We start from the raw sequence: 22,626 nt of genomic DNA, 5'->3' as shown, positions 1-22,626 counted from the left end.
TTCACCACCAGCGGATAGCCAGCAGCAGGCCCGCCAGCCCTGCGGAAGTGATGCCCAGTGCGACCTGCACGTAGGCCACAGCAATACGGCGGGCAAAGCGGTCGGCCGCGGCTGCGTCCAAAGGTGCGGTGACGGTCACTTTGAAAAACATCGTCAACGCTCTGATTCTTGGTCTTGCAAGGGTTGGGAAAGAAAGCCTCAGGCGGTCGTAACGCTTGGGGCTTTCGCCTTTTCTGGGTGCGCTCAATGGCTGGTAAGCAACTGCCTGTCCACCTGCACCTGCCCCATCAGGGCGTTAACCTGGGCGTCTCTGCGCTCGACCAATCCGACAAGCTGGCCAACCACGCCCGCGCCTTCGCCAGCAAGGGCTGCGAGTCGCTGGTGTTGATCTGCGAGACTTCTGCAGGCAGCGGCGTCACCGGCAAGCTGGGCGTTGCGGGTGGCGGCGGCACTGATGCCGTGCTGCAGGCCTGCAATGCGGACAGCATCAGCAGTGCGACCAGCTTCCAGAGCGGCCAGTTTTTGCGTGTAGTCATGGGTGTTGTCCTGTTGGGCCGCGCCATGCCCAAGCACGGCAGACGCTTTCTTTTCTGTAGCTGCTAGCGCTTGTTGTGCTTGGGATTGAGCCTGTTTTGATTGAGAAACCTCAACCTTGGCCAGCTCCAGCTGAGCGTTGGCCAGCCTGAGCGACTGCAGGGCCAGCAGCCCCGCAAGGGCCAAGGCCAGCCACGGCCAGAGACGGGATGCGCCTGTCATGCCAGCCCCGCCTCACACAATTGGCGCTCTGCCGCGCGACGTTTGACCAGGCCGGGGAGTTGCTTGCCACCGGCATAGGTCCAGCGCGATAGCTCGGCACATGCGCCATCGATGTCGCCCGCATTGGCCTTGCGCACCAGGGTGCTGCCGCAGAATGCGCCCTCACCCACGTTAAAAGCAAAGCTCACAAAGGCGGCACGCTGGCCATCAGTCAAGGGCTGGCTGACGCAGGCAAGTGCATCGGCATGTTTGGCCAGATCCTTGTAGAGCATGTCCTCGCACTGCTGGCGGGTGTAGGTCTGCCCGATCTTGAGCTCAGGGCCGGTATGGCCGGTGCAAGCCGTGACGATGCCCACCGGGTCGCGGTAGCTTCGCAGCACGGTCCCTTCGTACTTCGCCACCAAGGGCACGGCCAGAGCGACCGCGCCGGTACCGATGGCGGCTATGAGTTTTTCTTTCCAGTTCATCGGCTTGCGCCTCCCTTGATAGCCGTCCAGAAACCCACGCAGGCACCGCCGAGCATGACAATGGCCGCCAGAGGTTTGGCCACCTTGCCCACCCAGTTCAGCACCTTGAAGGCACCCTTCATGGCGGTGAAGAACTCCAGTAGCTCCGCCATTTGTTGATTGCGTTCATGCAGTTCTTGCGTTGCAACTTTGAGATCTCGCTCGATGGCTGCCATGCGCTCACTCCCCTGGTTAAAGCGTTTGTTGACTTGCTGCAGCGTGGTGGCTGGCAGCTCGTTGCCGTAGTCGTCCATTCCCTCTCCTTTCAGAATTCGCTTTCCTGTTTCGCGTTCAGACTTCAATCAGCACATAGGGCATGGCAGGCGCTGGCCCGGTGACCGCACCGCTCTGCACATAGACGCGCACACCATTGGCCGTGGCCAGCGGGTTACGCACGCGCAGCAGTCCTGCGGCACCTTCGAGCGCGACCAGCGCCGTGCCGTCGGCAAACACGGCGCTGATCTGCCCGGTCATCACGGGGTCGTCAGGCAGCAGGGCCTTGAGGCGTTTGTAGAGGTTGGTCTTCATGCGGCCACCCTTTCGACAGTGACCTGCTGACGCACGCGAGGCATGGAGGCCGTGACACTGACGCCGCGCACCAGGCCGCGCCAGGTGCCGTCGGTATCGGCCACCTCCAGCAGTTGGCCGGGGTTCAAGATGCCCGGGTTGGTGCCGCCCGTGAGCACGGGCATGCTGATGCTGTGCTGCAGCTTGTTGCCGCTGGCGGCCAGCGCCCAGCTGCCGCGCATGCGGGCTGCATCGGCATGGGTGATGAGGTCGTCCTGAATCTGCGGGGCCAGCTTGTCGCGGGCGCTGAGGATGCGCACCACATGGCCCAGCACGCCGCCCACGCTGCCGCCGGCGACATAGATGGCGTTGTATTCGGCACGCGGATCGGGGCGCAGCTCGTCCGTCACGATGACGGCCGCAGGCATTTGCACATCAGGTGTTGCAGCACCCCACTCCCAGGGCAGCACCGGGTAGCGCGGCGCAACGATCAACTGCTCTGCCGTACGGTGGCTTCGCACCACGGCATTGACTGAATCGGCCACACGCAGCACGGCCTGCAGCGGCGTGCCCTGAAAGCTCCATGCACCGGCGGGCACTTGCCAGTCGGGGATCTGCCAATCCAGGCTCACGCCTGAAAATTCAAGCGCGGCCACCGCCAGTTGTTGCGCCGTGGCCACCGAAGAAGACAACCAGGCCTGCTTGGGCATATAGGGGCTGCCCAGCATCGCAGTGACGCTGATGCCCTGCACCGCCACGCGGCGGCGGTCAAACGAGCGGCTGCGCGCGGTGCTGGTCACGCCAAACACAAACTGCATGCCGTCGATGCCGACCTGCAGCCGCTGCGGCAGCCCGCCCACGGGAGCGAGCTGATCGAGCAGATGCTCGGGGCCGTTGGCCGACAGGCTCCAGCAGTAGCTGTCATCGTCTGCAGAAATAGTGACGTCAGTGAGCACTACGGGCTCAAGGCTTGGCAGCAAATGCGCCGTGAGGTGGTGGACTTGCATATAGACAGGCAGCAGAGGAATGACGAACTGGGGCTGCGGCTCAGGCCCGACGGGCCTGCAGCACATGAACAGCAGATTTGCCGATACGGCCCAGGAGCGGCAGAACAGTAATGGGATGGGGCCACCCACCAGCTGCTCATAGCAGCTGGGTTTTTCCGGCTCTGGCGGCTTGGGCACCGACTTGCCCGCTGGCGGCTTCATGGCCTGCTGGTAGCGAGCCAAGTAAGCCGTGTACAGTGGCACCGCTGGACCAGCTCCGTCTGTTACAAGGTGCTGCAGCCCGACGGCATCCTGCGCAGACGTCTCCAGCAGCAGTCGGCGGTCTCGCAGGGTTTCCTCAAACCGCACTGCCCAGCCCTCACGCACGGGCGCGGCATCCTCAGCTGAGGCCTGCAGCCCCTTGCGCACGCTTTGGGCTTCCTGCCAGCGCGCCTGGGTTGCTGCACCAGGCAGAGGGCGCGCCTGCTTAAACCGCCCCTGCACGACCACCCCTTGCCGCTGGCCGTCCTGCCAAGATACGCCGAACTGCTCCTGCAGGGGCTTGGCATCCTGGGCGGTCGACGTCCAGCCTGCGGGCAGCGCATCCGTGTCTTGCCAGCTGGAGATCCAGCTCTCTGCCACAGGCTGCGCCTGCTGGGCACTGGCGGCTACCTCGGCCACCACTGGCCGGGGTGTGTCGGTGTTGTAGCGCACGCCCACTTTGCAGCGCACTCCAGGCATGCGGCCAGCGGCGACCAGGTCTTTGCGCACATGCACGGCTGCCCGGATACGAAGCCCAGGCATGCGTGCAGCCAGAGCGATCTGGGCGTCAGGGATGGACGGCGCACCACCGACATCGCCAAACACCAGCTCTACCGGGTTGCCGGTCTTGAAGGCGCGGTTAAAGATCAGGTCGACAGCTGCCATCAGGCTATCCTTGTCTCGCCCAAGATGGCCTTGCCGCCCGCATAGAGCTGGGTGCCGGTGCTGCCCAGCAGCTTGAAGTGCCCAGCTCCCACCTCATCCGTGACCAGGCCGCGCCCGATCAGCTTGCCGTCGCCGGTAGCCCAGACGCCTGTGGCGGCTTGGCCACTGGCCAGGATCATGTCGCCGCCGCCGCTGGCCTGGGTCAGCAGCAGATAGCCTGCTTCTGTGATCTGGCCGCAGGGTTTGGTGAGCGTCAGGGTGACCAGCAGTTGCTCGGCAGAGTCATAAAGCGCAATCCGCGAGGCTTCAGAGCCGGAGTCAGCAAAGGCCAGCGTGGCCTGCAGGCGAGCCAACGCATGGGCTGCCGAGATATCGAACTCAGGCAGATCACTCATGGATGATCTCCGGCGTGATGCCATCCGCGATGACTGCGTTAAAGCTTTGCTCGTAGTCGTAAGCGATTACGGTCCAGGTTTGCAGCTCGTCGATATAGCGGAACTCGTACTGACCGGTGTTGGCGTCGCTCCAAGTCTCGCGCACTACCAATCCGTCACGTTCTCGCAGCAAGCGTACTTTGCGCTTGAGCGGGGTATTGGCGGGGTCGGTCTTGCGAGCAACGGTGCCATATACACGCCCGACACCCTTGCCCAGCATTCCAGTGATCGCGTCGGCTACGCCGCCCGATACAACACTTTGATGGACCGCTTGGCTCAGTGAGGCGAGACCATAGGTGATGACTGGGCCAGTCCCGATCGTCACCGCCCGGCTCAAGTGCGTCTCATAGGTGGCCATGGTTCAGTAGTCCCATGGGCCTGTGATATCGATGAAGCTGATGCCAAGAGAGATAGATGGGTACAACTGGGAACCGGCCCCGCATCCAATGGCTAGCAGATTTCTGCCAGATAAAACTCCCCGCCCGGGTGTCCTTGCCAACGGGGCGATGATTGCACCCACAGCGCTCTGCGGGACGGTGTACAACCCCGGAACAACACCGCGTTGGGCCACCCCCTCCAGCATCAGTCGCCTTGACAGACGCAGCCCACCGTCGATCACGTTGGGGAATGGGCCAAATGCGGTATCAAGCCCCGATATGGCACCGGCTGTTCCGATCTCAGGGACTGCAGTCAGTGAGATAGCCCCGCCCAGTGCGGTGTAACTTCTTGGAGCGAGCTGGTTGACCCCTCCACTTTGATCGCACGTGCCGGGGGTCACGCTATAGCCAGCGGCCGAGCCACAGCCGATTGAAAAAGCATAGGGATCCCCTCCCGGTTTACCGCCCTGGAAATCGCCGATAAACACTGTGCGCCCAGACTCTGCCGATGCAATAGAGCCTGAATAACCAACGACGTTGATAAACACGCTGCGATCGTTGGCGACGATCCGCCATTTGACGGGAGTGGCTGAAGCGGCGGTAGATTTATTAAAGTAGCCTCCGCCGTTGATCTGTCCATCTAGCGGGAACAGGCCCGCACCGGTGCTGGCATCGGTCATGGTTTCGTAGCCTCGCAAACGGGCTTCCACCGTCCCGGTGTCATCTACGCGCACAAACATCCTGGTGCTTTGCGGGTTCGGGCTTTGGTATACGGCGATGTGGGTGCCAGAAAATGGCTTGCTCCAGCCTGCTGCCGCCATCTTGAAACTGATCGACCCGGTGACCGCACCATCGGGCAAAGCCGTCCTGAACTCCACCCAGGTGCTGCTGACCTCGGTAATCCTCTGCTCACCATTGAGACCGGCAAGCGATGCCCCCGCCACAAGAATGACGGCGTCAACCTCGCCCCCACTCTTGCCGCTGGCGAAATTCATGCGGCACACGCCATTGGCAATGACGGCACTGTCCACGGCCTTGAGACCCCAGCCGGTGACCAGGCAGGCATCCAGAAGTGCAATCAAAGAACCCGCTTGCCCTGCAAGCACAGGCCCGCCTTGCATGCTGCTGTAAAAATGTTTGACGCTGGTGTCTACAGGGGATGTCATGTTTTGCCTTGCTTTGAATCGTTGCTCAGGTCTGCGGGCGGTTCACATCGCCGCGCGCCAGGATGGAAAAGTGGTGCTCGATGCCGGTTTCCGGCCCCGGCTGGATGGTGCGCACCACCCAGAACGGGTAGATAGCGCCCACGGTGTTCATGCGCAGGATGTTTCCCACGGCCCAGCCACTGCCCCAGCCCAGTGGATCGATCGTGAAATACGGCTTGCCTGTCGCCGGATTGATGGGTGCGCAGACGGTATTGATATCGCCCGTAGCGATCACACCCACATGCTCGCCAATCACCCGGAACTGCGTGGTGCTGGTGAACTGCAGCGCCCAGCGCTCGGTGCTGCCGCCCGCGTTAGTGATCACTATGGGCGAGACGCTCTGGTCGTACTTGGCTGCAATCCCAGGCCCATTGGGGGCATCGGCCCAGGCGTTATCAATCCAGGTCTGCTGCTCAAACACCAGACTCACGCGGGCACGCCGGTCGCTGGCCTGCAAGGCGCTAGAGACATAGGTGCCGTCCTTGGGGTAGTCGTGCGTCAAGGCCCGGTTGAAGGTGATCTCACCTGAGATCTGCACATCCGTGGCAACGGCCATGTCTTCGATACGGTCCTCGATGGTGACCGGCATGGTCATGGCAGAGACATCAGTAAAGCTGACCGTTCCTGCTTCGAGAGCCACGGTAAAGCCTGTATTCAGGGTCTTGCCATTGGCATCGCGCACCACCACACGCGACAAGCGCACGCGGGCCAGATTGATGGTCTGGTTGTTGCTGACGTTGAGCTGGGCCGTGGTCTTGGTGTGGCCCACCACACACAAAGAGCCAGGCCGGAAGATCGGCACCTTGCCGTCGCTGGGCAGGCGCACCGGGTCGATGCCGATGATGTCGGCATTCATGGGCAGATAGGCATAGGCCACCACCGTGTAGCGCAAGGCGCTGGCCACCACGGGCTGCGGTTTAAAGATCTTGCCGTCGGGCTGGACGTTGGCCGGGTCAAACCAAGGTTCAGCCTCATTGCCCGCAGCCGCGACTAGGCTGCCGAAGCCCAGGCGCACCAGGCCAGTTTCGTAGTCCACCGTACCGATGACGCCGGGAGCCGTGATGCTGCCGTCAATGCCTGCGCTGACATTCTGCGAGCCGCCCGAAGCCCTGGGCACCTGTACCGTGAGGGAACCAGGACGCAGCGGTGCAGCCGCTGTGCGAAACACATAGGCGCTGGAAATCGCATCGCCCAGCGTGGTGATGCAGCCTGCACGGCGCAGTGTGTTCGCATTGCCGGTCGTCCACGAGGTCAGGCCCACGCGGCCCGTGGCGTAGTTGATGCTGCCGCGTGTCACAAAACCGCCCGAGGTCAGCACCCGCAACAGCCCCCTGCCGTCATCGCTCCAGGGCTGACCGCTGGAAGGCATCAGCACGACCGAGCCCGGCACCACCGGAGCCTGCACGCCCGTGACCAGGTCAAACTCGGGTGCAAACATGACCTGCAGCGTGCGGCGAGTTGCGCTGCCCGTGGTGCGGAAACGGATCTTGACGTAACCGCTTTCGTCATTGGGGTAGATCGAGGGCGCATTCAGGTACTCGATGCCCTCGTAGTTCAGGCGGTACTGGGCAACCTCGCCAGAAAATCCCCCGCCGCTGACCTGGCTGGACGAATAGACCGGCTTGGGAATCTTGATGGTGACATCGGGGTTGAAATCCACCGCACCCGTCGCATAGGCCACGGTGCCGATCTGCACGCCATTGAGCATCAGCTTGCCGTTGCCATCATCGCGGGCGATCTGGGTCGGGTCGACCAAGGTCACCCCCATTTCGGTCAGCTGCTCGCGGGTATAAGTGCCCAGCACGGCCTGATCGGTCAACGTGTTCCACTCGACCTCGACCGTATGGGGAACCAGAGCCCCCTGACCTGCGGAGACCGCTAGACGGCCCTGGCCGTTGCGGGAAGGATGGGCCAGATTGACCTCAACCGCAGGAGCCGTGTCGACCGTGACATCGAGCACCGTGCCCACGGCGGGCAGCAGCTTGGGTGCAAACAGAACTTCGGAGCGGCCCAGACGGACCTCACCCGTCGCATCGCCCTGCAGCTGCCAGGCAGCGGTGGCCGTAGCCGTGCGCTGGGTCAAGCCATCGATCCACGTAATAGAGAAAGCGCCCGGATAAAGGGCCTGACCTGCAGGCAGGGTCAGGGCAAGGGTCTGGCTGACTAGCAGGTCGGCGGCAGGCTGCACAGTCTCCTGCGTGGGCACACCCCAGTGCTGGACGATGGAGCTGCCGACATCAGGCAACGCGCCCAGGGTGATGACAAAGCCACCGGTGTCGGCATTAAAGGTGCCCGCACCATAGCTGGAGTCGGTACCGCGCAGCGCCCCGTCGCCCGCATCAGACAGCACATACCAGCGGCCCTGCGCCCGGTAGCTGAAGCTCAGCGTGCCACGTGCAGGCAGCGGCGTGATGAAGCCCACATAGGACTGGCTGCGGTTCTCTGCCGTGATGCGGATCTCGCTGGACTGCGGCATGCGCTGCATATAGGCGGCAGGCCGGTAGCTGATGGTTTTGCTGCCGCCATAGCTGCCCAAGCTGGAGGTCACCACGCCATTGGCATAGTCGACCAGGCCGATCTGCTGGGTGCCCGACATCAAAATGCCGCCTTTGTCGATAAAGGTCACGCCGCCAACCACGATGGAGAGCGACCCAGGCAGGCAACCACCGGGCAAGGCCAAGCTGGTGGTGACGCTCCAGGCCTGATCGGTGTTGAAGGTAACCGCCTCAGCCGCAGAGATTGGGAAGCCTGCTGCTGCATAAGGAATGGCGGCAGGGATGGGCGTCTCGCTCTGCGCCGAGGGCACGATCTGGGTCATGATCGTCTTGGCGATGATGGTGAAGTCACCCAGAGCGGCGGCCTTTTGCAAAGGCGTGACACCGACATAGCTGCCCGCATCGGCCACCACCGTATCGCGCAAACGAGCGCTGTTGGCCAGGCGCGTGAACTGGCGGTTGGCTGGCGAGCCGGTGAAGCCGTAACGCAGCGCATCCGAGATCTCGACAGAGACAATCAGCGCCTTGTAGTCTTTGTCCGCGTCGTAGGTAAAGGTACGCTCTTCGCTTGTCACGCGAATGGCGCGGACATATTGAATCTGCTCGTTGACCAGCCCCTCATGGCCCACCAGTACCAGGGTCTTGCCGACGGCAGGCAGCTCGGTACCAGGACGCTGGAAGATCTGAATGACGCGCTGACCCTGGATGTGGTCCTCATAGAGGTAGCCCGCCCACTCAGGCCCTTTGTTGAGGTAGGCCTCCAGCCTGGCCTGCGCCTGGGCGCGGGTGTCATAGACGCCGCCCGTAGCAAACAGGGTGATGGAGACATTGGGATCTTCGGGCGGCTTCGCCACGATGACATTGCTGCCCTGGTAGGTGTCGCGGTCGTCGGTGTCCACGGTCACATGCATCTGACGCATGTTGTCGCGGCCTAGGGCACGATCCATCTCGGAGATGTCCGGCATGATGGCGTTCTCTTGGCCGGACTCGATCACGACGTTCGACGGGCCACCGCCGCCCTCGGGGACATCGTCCATGACTCGGCTGGCACGCAGCTGGATGTCGCCTTGCAAAATGGGCATTGTTCTTCTCTCTTAAACAGTGATCAGCCGCAGCGTGGCGACATAGGGATGGGTTGCAGCCGGCAGCTCAGGCCGGGAGATGGGCGCAGCGGCAATCGGGTCGTCTGCCGCAAACTGCACAGTGAATTCGCGGCCGTCGGCCAGCTGCAGCGGGTACTGCACGCCAGGCGCATCGGCCAGGGCACGCACGGCCAGCAGCGTTGCGCGGCGAATCCAGCCCTGGTCCTCCACGGCCTGCAGAGTGATCGGGCGGCCCTCGATGCGGGCAGCGGCATCGATGATCTGGGCGCCCGTAATGCCGCGCTCGACCGTCTTTTGCACAACAGACCAGTTGAACTCGTCTACCCACAACATGCCGCGCGGCAGCTCGATGCCGTTCAAAAAATGGCCGGCCATCAGTGCACGCCTCCAGACAGATTGGCGTCTCGCTCCAGCGCTGCCATCAACTGCTGCATCTCTGAGCTGCCTGCTGCGTCCGTACCCACGTTGTATTGACGACCACCGATCACGACCTCATGCCTATGAGTGATGACGGATTGGGAAGGAGCAGACGCAGGCACCGAAGCCGTCGAGCTTGGGGTGCTTGCCTTGCGCTCTGCCTCCTGTTTAGGACCGGCATTGGATGCGGCTTGCTGCAGGTCGATAGTCCTCCCCGCCTCCTTCACCGCAAATTGGGTCAAGTCATATTGATAGTTGCCCAGTGCGCCGCTGCTCTTGACCGAGAAAGGGTTGTCCTGCGCGTACTGGTTCTGCCACTGCTGCCACCAGGCGTCGAGTTCTTTGCGGGACTGGAACTGCGGCACCAGATTGAGAGGACCTGAGTTCTGGCGCATGACGCCTTGCGAACCTTGCACACCAGCATTGCGCTCTTCGACAAAGTTGCGCGGGCCGCCCTGCTCCCACTCTCTGGCAGCGTGGGCGGCGCGACCCGATGCATGCTCGATGCCGCGCATGCTCTCCTGCACACCGTCGGCCGCATCACGCACCCGTCCCATGCCGCTGACCATGCTGCTGACGGCTCTGGCTGTGGCGCGGTCAGTGTTGAGCACGGCCTTGCCCGCATCGTCCACCGCAACTTCGTAGCCCTTGACGGCCGCCTGGGTCTTGAGCCATTCGGGCGCAATGCCGCCATTGGCTGCAATGACCTTGTCAGCCATGGACTTCCAGGCCTCTGCAATGCGCATGGGCGGCTGCTTTCCGTCCTTTTCCAACTGATCAAACGCTGCACGAGCCTGCTTGGCCATGCGCTGCAGATCCTCGCTGGTAGTCATGCCCAGGTCTTTGTAGGCCTGCTCCAGCAAGGCCGTGGACTGCGCCGCATCCTGGGCCGAGCTGGCGGCTGCGCGCTGCGCCTTGGCAATTTCTTGCAGCTTGCGCCCGGCAGCATCCAGATTGCCGCTGGCGATCAGTTGCTCATATTCCGCCTTGAGCTGCTTAAGGTTCTCGGCAGCGATGCGGTCAGCCTCAGCCTTGGCGGCTGTGTCCTTGGCTGCTTTGGCTGCAGCCTTGCCTGTGGCCTCGATGCCTGCAGCTACCGCCTCGATAGAGGGAGCAGCCTCTGCAGCAGCATTGCCGACTGCAGCCACGTCCCCCGTCAGGCCGCCCCAGGCATCGCGCGCCGTCTGGGCGCCGTCGGCCATACGCTGCAGGGACTCTGCAGCTTTCGCCTTGAGTGCGTCGGCAGAAGCGGCAAAGGCGCCGGCCATCTCTTCGGCATCAGCCGCCGCCAGCCGGAAGCTCTCGCTCAGGCCCCCAAAGGTGACGGATGCCAGACCGCTGCGCAACTTGGCCACGCCCTCCATCACCTTGGATGCAATCTGTGCAAACGCCGCGCCCAGGCCGTAGATGGCGGTGAGCACGCCGTTGACGCCCGCCGTCATCACGCCCCAGGCCAGCTGCACCGTGTTGCCGGCATTGGTGGCGTACTGGCCGATGCGCTGCAGCGTCTCGCCCGCCTCGCTGGCAAAGACCTGCAGGCGCAACACCACAGCGTCAAAGTTGACGTTGGCCGCAAACGCGCGGAAGAACTTGAGGCCGTTCTCAAAGGCAGTGGCCAGGGTCTGGCCGAAGCGCTCCACCAGACCACTCTCGACCGCCTTGCGCAGTGCGCCGGTCAGCTCGTCCACGCCTTTACGCACCACCGGCAGCACAGGCTTGCCCAGCACCTGGGTCACGGTCTCCCACATGCTGCTCAGGCCCTTGAGGGAACCATTGAGGTTGTCGGCCATTGTTTTGGCCGTGGCCTCGGCACTGCCGCCCGCTTCACGCAGTTTGCCGGTCAGATCATCCAGAGCGCCCATGCCCTGGTTGAGCAAGGCACGCAGCGCGGGCCCAGCCTCCAGACCCACGGCATTGATGGCGCGTTCGCCGTCTTGGCCCTTGGCGGCCAGCTGGTGCAAGGCTTCCTCAAAGTTGGTGGTGACGTTGCCTGCAGCGCCCAGCTCCTTGCGGAAGCTGGAGAGCGGATTGGCAAACTGACTCATGATGGAGTTCAGCGCCGTACCAGCACGGCTGGCGTCAATGCCCGCATCGGCAAACTTGCCGATGATGGCGACCGTGCTCTCCAGGCTCACGCCCAGCGTGTTGGCTACCGGCGCGGCATAGCTCAGCGCCTGGGCCAGCCCTTCAACACTGGTGTTGGTGGCATTGGCGCCCTTGGCCAGCACATCAGCCACGCGGCCCGCATCGTCAAAGGCCAGGCCCATGCCCATCACGGCCTTGGTCACGTACTCACTGGATTTGCCCAGCTCGATATCACCCGCCTGCGCCAGAGCCAGCACAGCGGGCAGCGCCTTGACGGAGTCGCCCGCGCTCAGACCCGCCTTGGCCAGGTTCTCCAGCGCACCGGCAGCCTGCACCGAGGTGTATTTGGTATTGCTGCCCGCAGCTTGCGCGGCCGTGGTCAGCTCGGCCATCTCTGCCGCCGAGCCTTCGGTGGCGGCCTTCACGCGGCTCATGGCCGCTTCAAAGTCTGCCGCGCTTTGCACAACGCCTGCAAAGGCCTTGATGCCGAAGTACCCGGCAACCGTGGCGCCCAGCAACTTCACATTGCGCCCAAGGCGGCTCAGCACCGCAGACGCATCGTCCTTGGCGTTGATCACAATCTGAATGGGCTTGAAGGCCATGGCGTATCGATTCGGGGGAAAGTGGTTGCTTCGGTTTGCACTACGGCCAGCAAGAACGAGCTGCAATGCAAACCGCCCCGGCAAGCCGGGAGGTCAGAAAAAAGGAGTTAGGGAATCAGTGCCGAGCGGCCGTCCACATAGACGGCTTCGCCGTTGTCGGGCTTGAGTACTTCCACGTCGAAGCCGAACTGGCTGTAGTCGGTGCCGTCCTGAATCAAGGGCAGCTCGCCCGTGGGCGAAAGCGAAACGCTGGGAAAGAACCAGTCACGGTTGGCACCATGGGCGTTGTCGGCAATCAGCTGCAGCGCGCCCTTCAGATCCGCACCATTGCCGGACTTGATGCGCTCCCAGCTGGTCTCGGCGGCGGTATAGCCCACCGTCACTTCGGTGGCCTCTTTGATCTCGCCCCCCTCCACGATCTGCAGCAGGCCCAGGTCGGCGTCCACCGTGTAGTCGGTTTCCGCTGCAAAGGTTGTGGTGCCGTCCTTGCTTTTGACGATGACCGCACTGAGCTTGCGCGCTCCGGTCGGAGCCACTGCAGTCACGCCAAGACGGTAAATTCCACCCGGCTCCACCGTGTGCGCCTCGTCCGCCACCGTGGTCGATGCCTGGGTGTGCGTCTCTGCCGTGCCAGAGAGAAACATGCGCAGATTGCTGCCGCTGATGTTGTCGGTAGTGATGGCCGCCTTGCGGGTGATCTCGATCAGGACTTCTTCATCCTTCTCACGCAGGCCACCCTGGGAGCTGTAATGCGGGGCCTTGTCGCCCTCCACGCTCAGCGAAAACGAAGGGCAGTTGCCGAACTGGCGGCCGCCCAGAAGACGGCCTGCCGCATCGAACGGATAAAAGACAAGGCGTCCACGGGGGATCTGGTATTCCTTTTTGACGCGGGGCAGTGCACCCATGACAAGCTCCTTAAAAAGATTGAACCGCGCCAGACTCAAACGTCCAACGACTCAAAGACAGACACGCAGGTGAACTCGACCGAGTAGCCCACCAGGCCCGCATCGCTGAACTCAGCCTCACGCACGCCGGCCACATTCAGCTCCGACCAGGTACGGCCGTCGGCAGAGACCGGCTTGAAGCCGTGCAAACCGCCAATCACGGCGGTCATGGCGGCATCCAGATCCGATGCGGCCTGGGCACTGCGCTTGGCCACCAGCACGCAAGACCAGCGCGGCTCCAGCTGCGCCGCTTCACGCGACACATCGCCAGGCGCCGCGCCCACCATGCGGATCTCGATGGCCGGGACTTGCGAGCGGTCGCAGTGCTCGGACGCACCGCGCACATGCCAGCTGGCCAATACGGCCAGGGCTTGCAGGCGGGCTTTAAGGGCAGATTCCAAAAGCAGCATGGCAATCAGTTCAAAAAGACGATGGGAAAAGTGGCCCAGCCGCTGGCGTCTGCCACCACCGGCCCGGTGACCTCGCAGGGCTGGCCCGCCAGCACCAGGGCCATGCTGCCCTCGGCAATGCCGGGGGCGTTGGCAATGCACATGGCCACGGTCTGGCGGTCGGTGGTGACGGCGTGGTCCAGGTAGCCGTCCAGCGGCGTGCGATTGAAAATCACGCCGAAGCACTGGCCGCCCTGCCAGCTGGCCATGGCATTGGCCAGGGTCTGGCTGACGCCCTGGTTGATCAGGGCATCTACGGCAGCGAATGGCGCAAGGTTTGCCTGCATACCGATCAAGCCTTGCGCTTGGCGCGCAGCAGCATGCCGGGACGGGTGCACATGAACAGCGGGTAGCTGTACACCTCGGGGCGCACATAGGCCTGGCGCTCCAGGTCTGGCACCACCATGGCGTACACGTCCTGGCCGGGCGTGTTGACGAAGGGCAAAAACTCCGCCGGCGAGAAGCCAGCCTTGAAGGCATCGGGCGCACCCACGGGGAAGAACTGGCATTCGTCATCGCTGATGGCGACCAAGCTCTTGTCGTCCGTGCCCCGGTAATTCAGGAACAGGATGTTGCCGTAGCGGAACGAGCCAAACGCCTGCCCCACCTCGTTGCGCAAGTCAGTTGCTTCCTGCTGGTTCAGGTAGGTGCTGCGGGTTTCGGCGTTGCTGGTCAGGTCGTCAAAGAAGTTGTCGCCGCACAGGCCCACGGCATAGGTCTGGCCTGGCAACCAGGCACCCGCGCTGGCGCGCATCATGTTGCGGATGACCTCGTTGCACTTCACGCGCACCTTGCCTTCTTCGGCCGCAGCAGCGGGAAAGTCGAAATTGATGGTGGCGGGCCGTTCAATATCGAATTCATCAAACCAGTCGTACAACACCACCCCTTTGGCATCCAGCACCTTGCCCTGCACGGCGCCCAGGCGCATGTGCTCATGCGTCAGCTCCACGGCGGCACGCAGGCCGGTCTTGCCGTTCATGATCTCGGCCACCTCGTTCTGCACGGCCTGCAGCTCGCTGGTTGTGCCAAAGGCACGAATGTTCTGCACCTCGGCCGCGTACAGCGTTTTGCCGCGTGCAATGCGCGTGGTGTTGAAGTGGCGCAGCGTGCGCTTTTCGCCGTCGCCTTCTTGCAAGGGAGCGCCGCGCTGGCTAGTGGGAATCAGCGACAGCACGCCGCCCTTTTCTTCCACGGCAATGGTGGTGGTACGGGTGCGGTCCGGCGTGAAGATGCTCATCTGCCCCAGCAACTGCGGCGCATAAGGCGCTTGCTGGATGGCAGTAGAGAGCGACGTCATATTGAATGCGCCATGCGTGAAGACGTTCAGATCGGCCATGTGTTGTGCCTTGTTCTTTCTGCGCGCCTTAGCGCGCCACAATGCCCACGGCGGCCAACTGGGCCAGCGCGGCGGTTTTCTGGGGTGTGGTCGTGCCTGCAGGCCAAGCCAGCTCATGCGCGGCCACTTCGGCATCGCGGGCGGTGATGACGGCGGCGTGGGCAGCGGCAGTGCTGTCCACTGCGGCAAACAGCACGGCAACAGCGGTCTGGCTGCCGTCGTCGCTGCTGGGGTTGACTGCCGTGTATTCGCCACTGGTAGTGACCTTGCCCAGCACTGCGCCGGGCAGCAGGGTCTGGCCTTGCGCGATAGTGACGACTTCGCGCGAGCGGGTGCCGTTGGCTTCGCTGACCAAATAGCAGGCGGTGCCGGGGCCGAGTGTTTCCATGGGGTGTGCTCCTGGTGAATGAGGGTGAATCAGCGCTTGCCATAGCCGAATGCCTGGCCCCAGCCCGCTTCGGTCTGGGCGCTGGCAGTGGTTGCGCTGTCAGGCGCGGCAGCTTCCACGCCCGAGACATCGGGGTTGCCCATGGCCGCCATGGCCTGGGCAAACGGGTTGGCTGGTGCGCTGGCAGTGGCTGCTGCGGCCGTCACTGCGGCAGCCGGTGCTACATCCAGAAAGCCCTTGGCCTGCTCGGAACTCAGGCCTGTGCTGATGCACTGCTGGGTAATGGCCGGGTTGGCCGATGCATTGGCATGGCCCAGGATGGAGGCCACACGGGCGCGCTCTGCGGCAGCGCCTTCGGCGCGGGCTTGCTCCAAGCTGGCCGGGGCCGGGGCCGCAGCAGCAGCTTGGGCAGGCGCGACTGCGGTCGTAGTAGTGGTTGCGGCTGGTGCCGCCGCCGTGGTTTCGGTACTGGGTTGGGTCATAGAGATTCCCTTGGGTTGTGAAGACATTCCCGCGTCTGCGGGGTAGCTGCGGGCACGGCGGGCGGCCAGCTCGGCAATCACGGCGTCGGCCGTGCCAATGCGGTCTGCCAGGCGTGCAGCCACTGCAGCCACACCCCTGTAAACGGAGGCACGCGTGTCACGCACGGCCTGCTCGGTCATGCCCCGGTGCTGGGCCACGGCCTGAATGAACATCTGGTACAGCCCCTCGATATCGGCCTGCAGGTTGGCGCGCACCGCATCGGGCAAGGGCTGATAGGGGTTGCCATCCACCTTGTGGTCGCCGGCAAAGATGTGAGAAACGCTGATGCCCTCATTGGCCAGCGCGCGGCTGAAATCCACATGGCGCATCACCACGCCAATCGAGCCCACATACGACGTGGCAGAAAGCACCACCTCATCGGCTGCGCTGGCAGCCAGGTAGGCGGCACTGGCAGCCATGCCGTCGGCCACGGCCACAATGGGCTTGCTGCCGCGTGCGGCGTAAATGCGCTCTGCCAGCTCAAACGCGCCAGAGACTTCTCCGCCCGGGCTGTCCATCACCAGGGCAATGGCGTGCACTTCGCTCTTGGCCAGGGCGTCTTCCAGGTCGGCGGCCAGGTCGTTGTAGCCAATCAGCAAGCTGCTGTCGGCCTCCAGCCGGGTGCGGTGCACCAGGCCGCCCATGGCGCTGATCACGGCCACGCCCTCAGTCACGCGGTAGCCGCGCTCGGTGCGCTCGCCCTTGCGGGTGGTAAACATCTCGGCGGGCAAGGCCGCGCGGGGGCTGAGTGCTGCGGCAGCGAACTGCAAAGCATCGGTGCCCAGCAGACGTTGGCCCATGCCGGCGATGATGGCGTCCAGCTTTTGCGGGTGCAGCAGCAGTGGGGTGTTGAACAGGCGGTCGGCCAGATGCGGGTAAGGTCGGCTCATGGCGCATCCTTTTGGGCGGCTGCGCCCTCTTCCTTGTCGCCACCGCTGTCGGCGGTGTTGGCAATCCAGGTGGTGGCCATGGGGCTGACCAGGCCCAGCTCGGCACGGCGCTCGGCTTCAATCTTTTGCTGGTGCAGCACCTCTTCCCAGTCCAGGCCCTGCTCTGCGCATTCCTGCTCCAGGGTGGAAACGCCAATCTCCAGCCGCAGCTTGGCAGCGGTGATTTCCTTCACCGGGTCCACCCAGCCCTTGCCGCCAAACACAAAGCGGCAGCGGGTATAGGCATAGCGGTTGGCATAAAAACCGGGCGCGTCGATCACGCCCGCGTTGACCGCCTCTTCCAGCCACAGCTCAAAAATGGGCTTGAGCCAGGTGGTGGTCAGCCAGCGGCGGCGGCCGTGAAAGTAGCGCCATGCCTCCAACAGCGCAGCGCGGGCGCTGCTGTAGTTCACTTTGCTGAAGTCTTTGGCAAACAGCTCATACGGCAGGTTCATGCCTGCGGCAATGCGCCGCTCTACGGATTGCATGAAAGCCTCGAACGCCACATTGGGGCGGCCTGGCGTAAACGACTGCAGCCGCGCGCCCACGGGCAGCGGAATCACCGCCCCGGCCTGCAACTTACCAATACTGCGCGACTGCTTGACGGAGTCCTTCCACGCATCACGCGGGTCCTCGCCAAACAAGGACGACGCGGCCTCCTGGCTCAGATCCGACTCCAGAAACGCCGCCACCAGCGAATTGGCCAGGCTGGCCTGCAGCTCGTTCTGAGCGTATTTGCCCGCCATATGAAACTCGCGCATCACGGCGCTCACGATGGGCTTGCCCCGGCTCTGGCCCGTGCGCTCTTTGGAATGCAGATGCACCACACGGCGGCGTCCCCAGGGCGTGAAGGCCGGCACGCGCTCCCAGCAGTTCAGGTCCATGGATTCATCGCCGCGCAGGTACAGCGCATCGCCTGGGTGCGCTGCCTGAAAGTGGTAAGCAATGGGTGCGCCTTCGCGGTCAAACTCCACACCCCGGCGAATGCGGGCCATGCCCTGCAGGTGGGGCGGCGTCTCCAACCGGTCGGCCTCAATCACGCTGATGCGCGTGGCCCAGGGGCTGTCGGGCCGGGGCAACCATTTGGGAATGGCCACCGCATCGCCGTTAATCATTTCGCCGCCCAGGGCCAGCACGGTCAGGCCCAGCAAATCCAGCGTGCGGGCGGCATCGCAATCCGTGGTGTCGGCCCAGCTGCGAAAGTGCGCCTCTACCTTGTTGCCCCACTCGCGGGCTTGCTCGGGCGTCCAGCCCAGCAGGCGGTAATCGGGCAAGGCAGATAGGCGCAGCACCGCGCCACCACGTTATCGCGGTGGGTTTGAATGCCACCGGCCATCAGCCCGTCATTGCGGGCCAGGTCTCGGCTGCGGCTGGTCAGCGTGTCCAGTTCGGGGAGTAAATCAGCGTCGGCACTGCCGGCAAACGGCTGCCAGTCACGCAGGGCCAGATCGGTGTGCGATGCGCCCTGGTGGGCAGACATGGCCGCGCCGCCCTGCGCAACAGATGCACGGGCGCGGCTTTGGCGGTTCTGGCGTGTGCTGCGGCCCATGCTTACACCAGGTAGATGGGCTTGCGCGCTGGCTGGCCGGTACGGCGCAGCAGCTCGGCGTTGATGTCGTCAATGGCGCGGCGCAGCTGCGTCGTGTCGGCATTGAACTGCACGGAGCGCGCGCCCACGCCGTCGGTGCTGTGGCTGGCCTGCGTGGGGCCGGTCAGGCGCGCATCGATGGCGGCTAGATAGCTGTCGCGCCGGGCGGTGAGCTGTTCGGTGGTGAGATGGCTGTAAAGACCCATGCGCCGATGGTCGGCGGATGGCTGCGACAAAGCCATGTGACGGCTGTCACAAAAACATGTCGCAGGCTACGAACGCTTATTCAGCAATAACATCAACAATCAAATTAATAGCAAAGATAAGATACCCAGCACAGAAAACAATATCTTGAGAGGGAAAATGGACGAGTACTACAAGATAGCCGCGGCCTACTTCAAGGAATTCGAGCCAAGAGGTGCGTTTCCAGGTCTCAAAAGCGGGCATTGGTACCTTTGGGCACTGTCGCTCGCCTTCTTCATCTACTTTGGCTACGAGTTCTTTTTCGAGTCCACACCGTCTTTCGAGAAGACGTACTGGCAATTCTTTGCCTCGGAAGTGGCTTTCCTTCTTTCGTGCGGGCTAATAGCCTTTGAACGTTTCCGTCTCACCGTGCGTGCGACCAGCGCAGACAGCGATACAAAGCCCGTTGAACGCTTAGCCAACTCCAAAAGGGAAAAATTGGAGGGACTTCTTGAAAGGCCCGCGTGGAAGTTCATGGCAACAGCCAAAGAAATCATTGAACTTCGGGCCCTGGAAAAAGCCTGCCGTACGACCTCTGACAAAGACTTTGCAGAGCTATTGCCCAAAATCTACGACCCTGAATCCAAAGCGCGGCTGCTGACACTCATGACCGCGTTGATTGGTCTGGTTATCGCCTTTCTAGGCAAGAGTGAAGCCTTGAACTTCATGGAGACGATGGGTGATGAAGGAACCTGGGCTTTTTTGAAGGCACTGGCACAGCTCGCCGTCGTAACATTCATTGGGGGCGTCGTTTCATATCAAGTTCTGCGCCAGATTCTTGAGCTAGTCCTATATCTCTTTTCGTCCCTATTCCCTGTACTGCACAACCGGCAAGTGACGCTGGATTACTTGCTACGCGATCTCATCCGGCTCCATCGCATGGAGCCACCTGCCCCGCCCCCAGTGGCACAAGCACCCGCAGAAACACTGCAACCCTCGCCAAGACGCGAGCCAGGCCTTGGCACACTCATTGCAGCAGTCTGCCTTGCATTGATCCGCCAGCCATCTGCGCCTAGTGACAATGCCCTAGCTAAGCACAAGAAGAACTCAGGCAACTCTTGAGATACAGCTCACACGACCAGAGCGACCATAGAAAAGCCCCAGCCAGCCAATGCCAGCAGGGGCTTTTTCAATGCACTAATAGATTCAAACAACAACAGCCTCTAGCGCTTACCCATCAAGCGCTAACCGCTATCAAAACTGATTACCTAAAGGTCATCATCAGCGTGCCGGGTGGCAGGCTGGGTGCTGGTTGCGTAGCGGGAAGGTTGGGCTTGGCGGCCTGCTTCTCGCGGTGCTGGGCGCGTTGGGTGAGGCGCTGGGTGCAGGCTGTGGCCAGGGTGGCGAGCTGGGCGTCGGTGGCGGAGAGGATCTCGCCGCTGCCGATGCGCTCGGGCAGCGCGTTGAAGGAGACAATCATCTGGTCGTCGCCAATGGGCTGGGCATGGGGCACGCTGGGCTGGCCTTCGCGGTCGTAGCCCAGGTTGAGCAGGTAGCGGGCGTGGCGCCAGTCGGTATTGTCGGCGGCCATCACGGCGTCGAACACGGCCTGCGTGACCTGGGCTGCCGCCTGGGTGGCCAGACGCTGGGCGAGCTGGATGCGCTGTGGGTCTTGTGCAGGCTTTTGCAGCTCGGCCTCCATGCGATTGAAGGCAGCCAAGTAGGCAACTTTCCATGCTGCGGCTTCCTTGCCGATGAACCCCATCACCAAGAACACAAAGCCATCGCGGGTGATGAGATAGGCGGGGTCTTTGCGGGTACGGCCCATACCGAGGTCGGTGCTGATTTGTATTGGCACAAAGTTGCGCTGATAGAAATCAGCCTCCACCACACCACTCAAATTTCGGATGGCTCGCAGCACTGCTTTGTGCTGTTTTCCGAAGTGTGCAGCGATTTGGCTGCTAGTGGTGGTGACGATGCCATCGTGAATATCAAGCTTAGGTTGAGCAGATACGACGACAGTAGACGAAGCAGTAGAAATGCCAGCCATGACAGGCTCCTTGGTGACGAGGTTTTCAACCCATCACCCAGGCCGCCAAGCAAAGGTGATGGACCGTGCAGGGTTGGCGGACCGGACCAAGGAGCCGGCACACCCTCGCGGGTGTCCCCACACGGCCCACCGTAAAACGGAGCCATGCGCGCGCAGGCATGCTCTTAAAAGCAAAAAAGCCGCAGACCATGAAGTAATGGCGCGGCTGCTGCGCCTTGGTTGACCGGGCCGCCAAGCCCAGATCACGCTTACGGGCGTGATGTTGAAAATTCTATCATGCAGAACTCATCGTTTTACAACTAGAAACATATAAGTGACAATGACAATTAGATTATTAATCTATAGAGAAACGAATGAGCGAGAACCTAAACTTAGCAGACATATGGAGACACTCAAAGATTCCGATTGTTTTCAGAAGGAGTCGCCCACTCACCATACTTGTCAAGCTTCCTTATCAAAAGGATAACTACGAATGGCTAAGAAACGAAGAAGCACGAAAACCAGAATGGAACTCTCAGTACAAATCCTGGGAAGTACCACAAGCTTGGTTTGAGCGAGTCACGAAGCTTTGCCTTTCTCGCTACAAAAAATGCCACGTTATTCAGCTACGTCGAGAGACTTCGATTTGTGCAAGTAAGTGCTGGGAAGCTCAAGGACTTCACTGCGAATGCTCATGCCTTGGTGAAATGCATGGAGGCGGTGCTCCTGGAGGCCGATGGTATGAACTTAGTGAGACTTTCGCAATTTTGTATGGTGTGCAAAAATATTCCGTCCGCTTACTAAAAAGTAAAAAAACTATCGAACATTAAAGGTAAGGCAGTATTTATAGAGATAGTGATCAAAAACTAATATTGGCCACAGAGCCTCAAATATATAATACAAAGACCCAAAAATTGGCAGTAATGCAACCAAGTAATAAAAGAAAAAAGAAAACCCTATTGCGTCTTTCTGCTTCTCATGCGAATCATTGATTCTTTTTATCTCCTCTTGTATTGTTCGACTAAATGTCTTCTTGGCTTTGGTTGCCTCTCTCATATTAAAATCAAAACTCTTTGCCAAGTTTTCAATTTGCTTTTGATAATGCCAGATAGTCCTCAATATAATCAAACTAGCAACAATAACACCAATAATACCAAAAATAAAAGCTACAGTGCTTGTTGAACCTCCAACGACTATTAAAGCGCCAAGTGAGGCAGGAATAGCTAAAAGCTTAGTAGCGACCTCTCCAATTGAGTTATTTATTTTTGTTGTACTTTCTATAAGGCCATCTGAAATTTTCTTTTTAACCGCATCAAAAGAAAATGTACTCACATAGGCATGCAAGTCATGTAAATATTTTTTATTGACCTTCCCCCAATTTTTTACAAGATAATCAAAATCCGCATCATCATCATCTTCACACTCATCAATTATCTGCGCAATTGCAGTATTCATGAGTAATATACGCTCTTCAACCTGCGTTTTAACCTCTTTATGCTTAGGATTGATTAGAGCCTTGAGTATACTAAATCCATTGATATTATGGATTACTGTATCAGAATTTACTCGGATCTTTAATGTAGCTGCTTTCTGTGGACTTTTCCCATCAGAAGGTTTCAAGAAAAATATCTTGCTTCCTTGCATTGCCTGTTCTCTATCAATAGATAGGGCAACAAATTCACGCAAGCTCTTTATGAACTCAGTCAGCTTTTTAATTCTTATGATCACTTCGGGAGCATGATCATCCCCCGAAAAATAATCTATCTCAGCAATGTAAAAATTATCTCTATAGTCACCTTTTACAAGGGAAGTAGTTTTTCTTAAAAAATCTCCAACATCAGAAAATACTTCGCCATTA

At 61.1% G+C, this 22,626-nt stretch carries 22 protein-coding genes and 1 pseudogene; 1 reads left to right on the top strand and 22 read right to left on the bottom strand.

Annotated elements, in window-relative coordinates; all coding sequences use genetic code 11:
• Position 1: 1 nt before the first annotated feature.
• The 20 genes and pseudogenes from HF327_RS20010 to HF327_RS19915 all read right to left on the bottom strand — a co-directional run bounded on the left by HF327_RS20010 (position 2) and on the right by HF327_RS19915 (position 18,798).
• Positions 2–151, bottom strand: a complete 150-nt coding sequence (locus HF327_RS20010) for a hypothetical protein (RefSeq protein WP_198462131.1) — start codon at positions 149–151, stop codon at positions 2–4.
• A 92-nt stretch (positions 152–243) separates the two neighbouring features.
• A complete protein-coding gene (locus HF327_RS20005) occupies positions 244–756 on the bottom strand; it encodes a hypothetical protein (protein ID WP_198462130.1) in 513 nt (170 codons plus the stop codon).
• Positions 753–1,223, bottom strand: a complete 471-nt coding sequence (locus HF327_RS20000; RefSeq protein ID WP_198462129.1) for a lysozyme — start codon at positions 1,221–1,223, stop codon at positions 753–755. The genes HF327_RS20005 and HF327_RS20000 overlap by 4 nt, the downstream gene beginning before the upstream one ends.
• On the bottom strand, positions 1,220–1,516 hold the full coding sequence (locus HF327_RS19995) for a hypothetical protein (protein ID WP_198462128.1): 297 nt from the start codon (positions 1,514–1,516) through the stop codon (positions 1,220–1,222). The genes HF327_RS20000 and HF327_RS19995 overlap by 4 nt, the downstream gene beginning before the upstream one ends.
• Before the next feature lie 37 nt (positions 1,517–1,553).
• Entirely contained in the window at positions 1,554–1,790 is a 237-nt protein-coding gene (locus HF327_RS19990) for a hypothetical protein (protein ID WP_198462127.1), read from the bottom strand.
• Positions 1,787–3,682 (bottom strand): hypothetical protein, encoded by a 1,896-nt coding sequence (locus HF327_RS19985; protein ID WP_198462126.1) that lies wholly within the window; start codon positions 3,680–3,682, stop codon positions 1,787–1,789. The genes HF327_RS19990 and HF327_RS19985 overlap by 4 nt, the downstream gene beginning before the upstream one ends.
• Positions 3,682–4,077 carry a hypothetical protein gene (locus HF327_RS19980; RefSeq protein ID WP_198462125.1) on the bottom strand — a complete coding sequence of 132 codons (396 nt, stop codon included), beginning with the start codon at positions 4,075–4,077 and terminating at the stop codon, positions 3,682–3,684. Before HF327_RS19980 ends, HF327_RS19985 begins: the two co-directional genes overlap by 1 nt.
• Positions 4,070–4,336, bottom strand: coding sequence for a hypothetical protein (locus HF327_RS19975; RefSeq protein ID WP_198462124.1), 267 nt, complete (start codon positions 4,334–4,336; stop codon positions 4,070–4,072). Before HF327_RS19975 ends, HF327_RS19980 begins: the two co-directional genes overlap by 8 nt.
• Before the next feature lie 141 nt (positions 4,337–4,477).
• Positions 4,478–5,659, bottom strand: coding sequence for a hypothetical protein (locus tag HF327_RS19970; RefSeq protein ID WP_198462123.1), 1,182 nt, complete (start codon positions 5,657–5,659; stop codon positions 4,478–4,480).
• A 25-nt stretch (positions 5,660–5,684) separates the two neighbouring features.
• Positions 5,685–9,275 (bottom strand): hypothetical protein, encoded by a 3,591-nt coding sequence (locus tag HF327_RS19965; RefSeq protein ID WP_198462122.1) that lies wholly within the window; start codon positions 9,273–9,275, stop codon positions 5,685–5,687.
• Between the two features lie 12 nt (positions 9,276–9,287).
• Entirely contained in the window at positions 9,288–9,671 is a 384-nt protein-coding gene (locus HF327_RS19960; protein WP_236024310.1) for a hypothetical protein, read from the bottom strand.
• Positions 9,671–12,400, bottom strand: coding sequence for a phage tail tape measure protein (locus tag HF327_RS19955; protein WP_198462121.1), 2,730 nt, complete (start codon positions 12,398–12,400; stop codon positions 9,671–9,673). Before HF327_RS19955 ends, HF327_RS19960 begins: the two co-directional genes overlap by 1 nt.
• Before the next feature lie 107 nt (positions 12,401–12,507).
• Complete coding sequence (locus HF327_RS19950) at positions 12,508–13,305, bottom strand: phage tail tube protein (RefSeq protein WP_198462120.1); 798 nt, start codon at positions 13,303–13,305, stop codon at positions 12,508–12,510.
• A gap of 35 nt (positions 13,306–13,340) precedes the next feature.
• Positions 13,341–13,754 carry a hypothetical protein gene (locus HF327_RS19945; protein WP_198462119.1) on the bottom strand — a complete coding sequence of 138 codons (414 nt, stop codon included), beginning with the start codon at positions 13,752–13,754 and terminating at the stop codon, positions 13,341–13,343.
• Positions 13,755–13,759: 5 nt separating this feature from the next.
• Entirely contained in the window at positions 13,760–14,080 is a 321-nt protein-coding gene (locus HF327_RS19940; RefSeq protein WP_198462118.1) for a hypothetical protein, read from the bottom strand.
• Positions 14,081–14,085: 5 nt separating this feature from the next.
• Positions 14,086–15,129 carry a major capsid protein gene (locus HF327_RS19935; RefSeq protein ID WP_198462117.1) on the bottom strand — a complete coding sequence of 348 codons (1,044 nt, stop codon included), beginning with the start codon at positions 15,127–15,129 and terminating at the stop codon, positions 14,086–14,088.
• Positions 15,130–15,157: 28 nt separating this feature from the next.
• Complete coding sequence (locus HF327_RS19930) at positions 15,158–15,517, bottom strand: head decoration protein (protein WP_198462116.1); 360 nt, start codon at positions 15,515–15,517, stop codon at positions 15,158–15,160.
• A gap of 29 nt (positions 15,518–15,546) precedes the next feature.
• Entirely contained in the window at positions 15,547–16,929 is a 1,383-nt protein-coding gene (locus tag HF327_RS19925) for a S49 family peptidase (RefSeq protein WP_198462115.1), read from the bottom strand.
• Positions 16,926–18,448 (bottom strand): annotated as a pseudogene (locus tag HF327_RS19920) (phage portal protein). Before HF327_RS19920 ends, HF327_RS19925 begins: the two are co-directional and overlap by 4 nt.
• 71 nt (positions 18,449–18,519) lie before the next feature.
• On the bottom strand, positions 18,520–18,798 hold the full coding sequence (locus tag HF327_RS19915; protein WP_236024309.1) for a hypothetical protein: 279 nt from the start codon (positions 18,796–18,798) through the stop codon (positions 18,520–18,522).
• Between the two features lie 121 nt (positions 18,799–18,919).
• On the opposite strand from HF327_RS19915, the gene HF327_RS19910 reads away from it, so the two are divergent.
• Entirely contained in the window at positions 18,920–19,861 is a 942-nt protein-coding gene (locus HF327_RS19910) for a hypothetical protein (protein WP_198462114.1), read from the top strand.
• Between the two features lie 142 nt (positions 19,862–20,003).
• Here the strand turns inward: HF327_RS19910 and HF327_RS19905 are convergent, their stop codons facing one another.
• Entirely contained in the window at positions 20,004–20,789 is a 786-nt protein-coding gene (locus tag HF327_RS19905; protein ID WP_198462113.1) for a Rha family transcriptional regulator, read from the bottom strand.
• A gap of 795 nt (positions 20,790–21,584) precedes the next feature.
• Positions 21,585–22,626: hypothetical protein (locus HF327_RS19900; protein ID WP_198462112.1), on the bottom strand; the 1,042-nt coding region annotated here is incomplete at its 5' end.

Source organism: Comamonas suwonensis (assembly GCF_012844455.2).
In the GTDB taxonomy this organism is placed as follows: domain Bacteria; phylum Pseudomonadota; class Gammaproteobacteria; order Burkholderiales; family Burkholderiaceae_C; genus Comamonas; species Comamonas suwonensis.
This window is presented reverse-complemented; position numbering and strand designations above follow the sequence as displayed.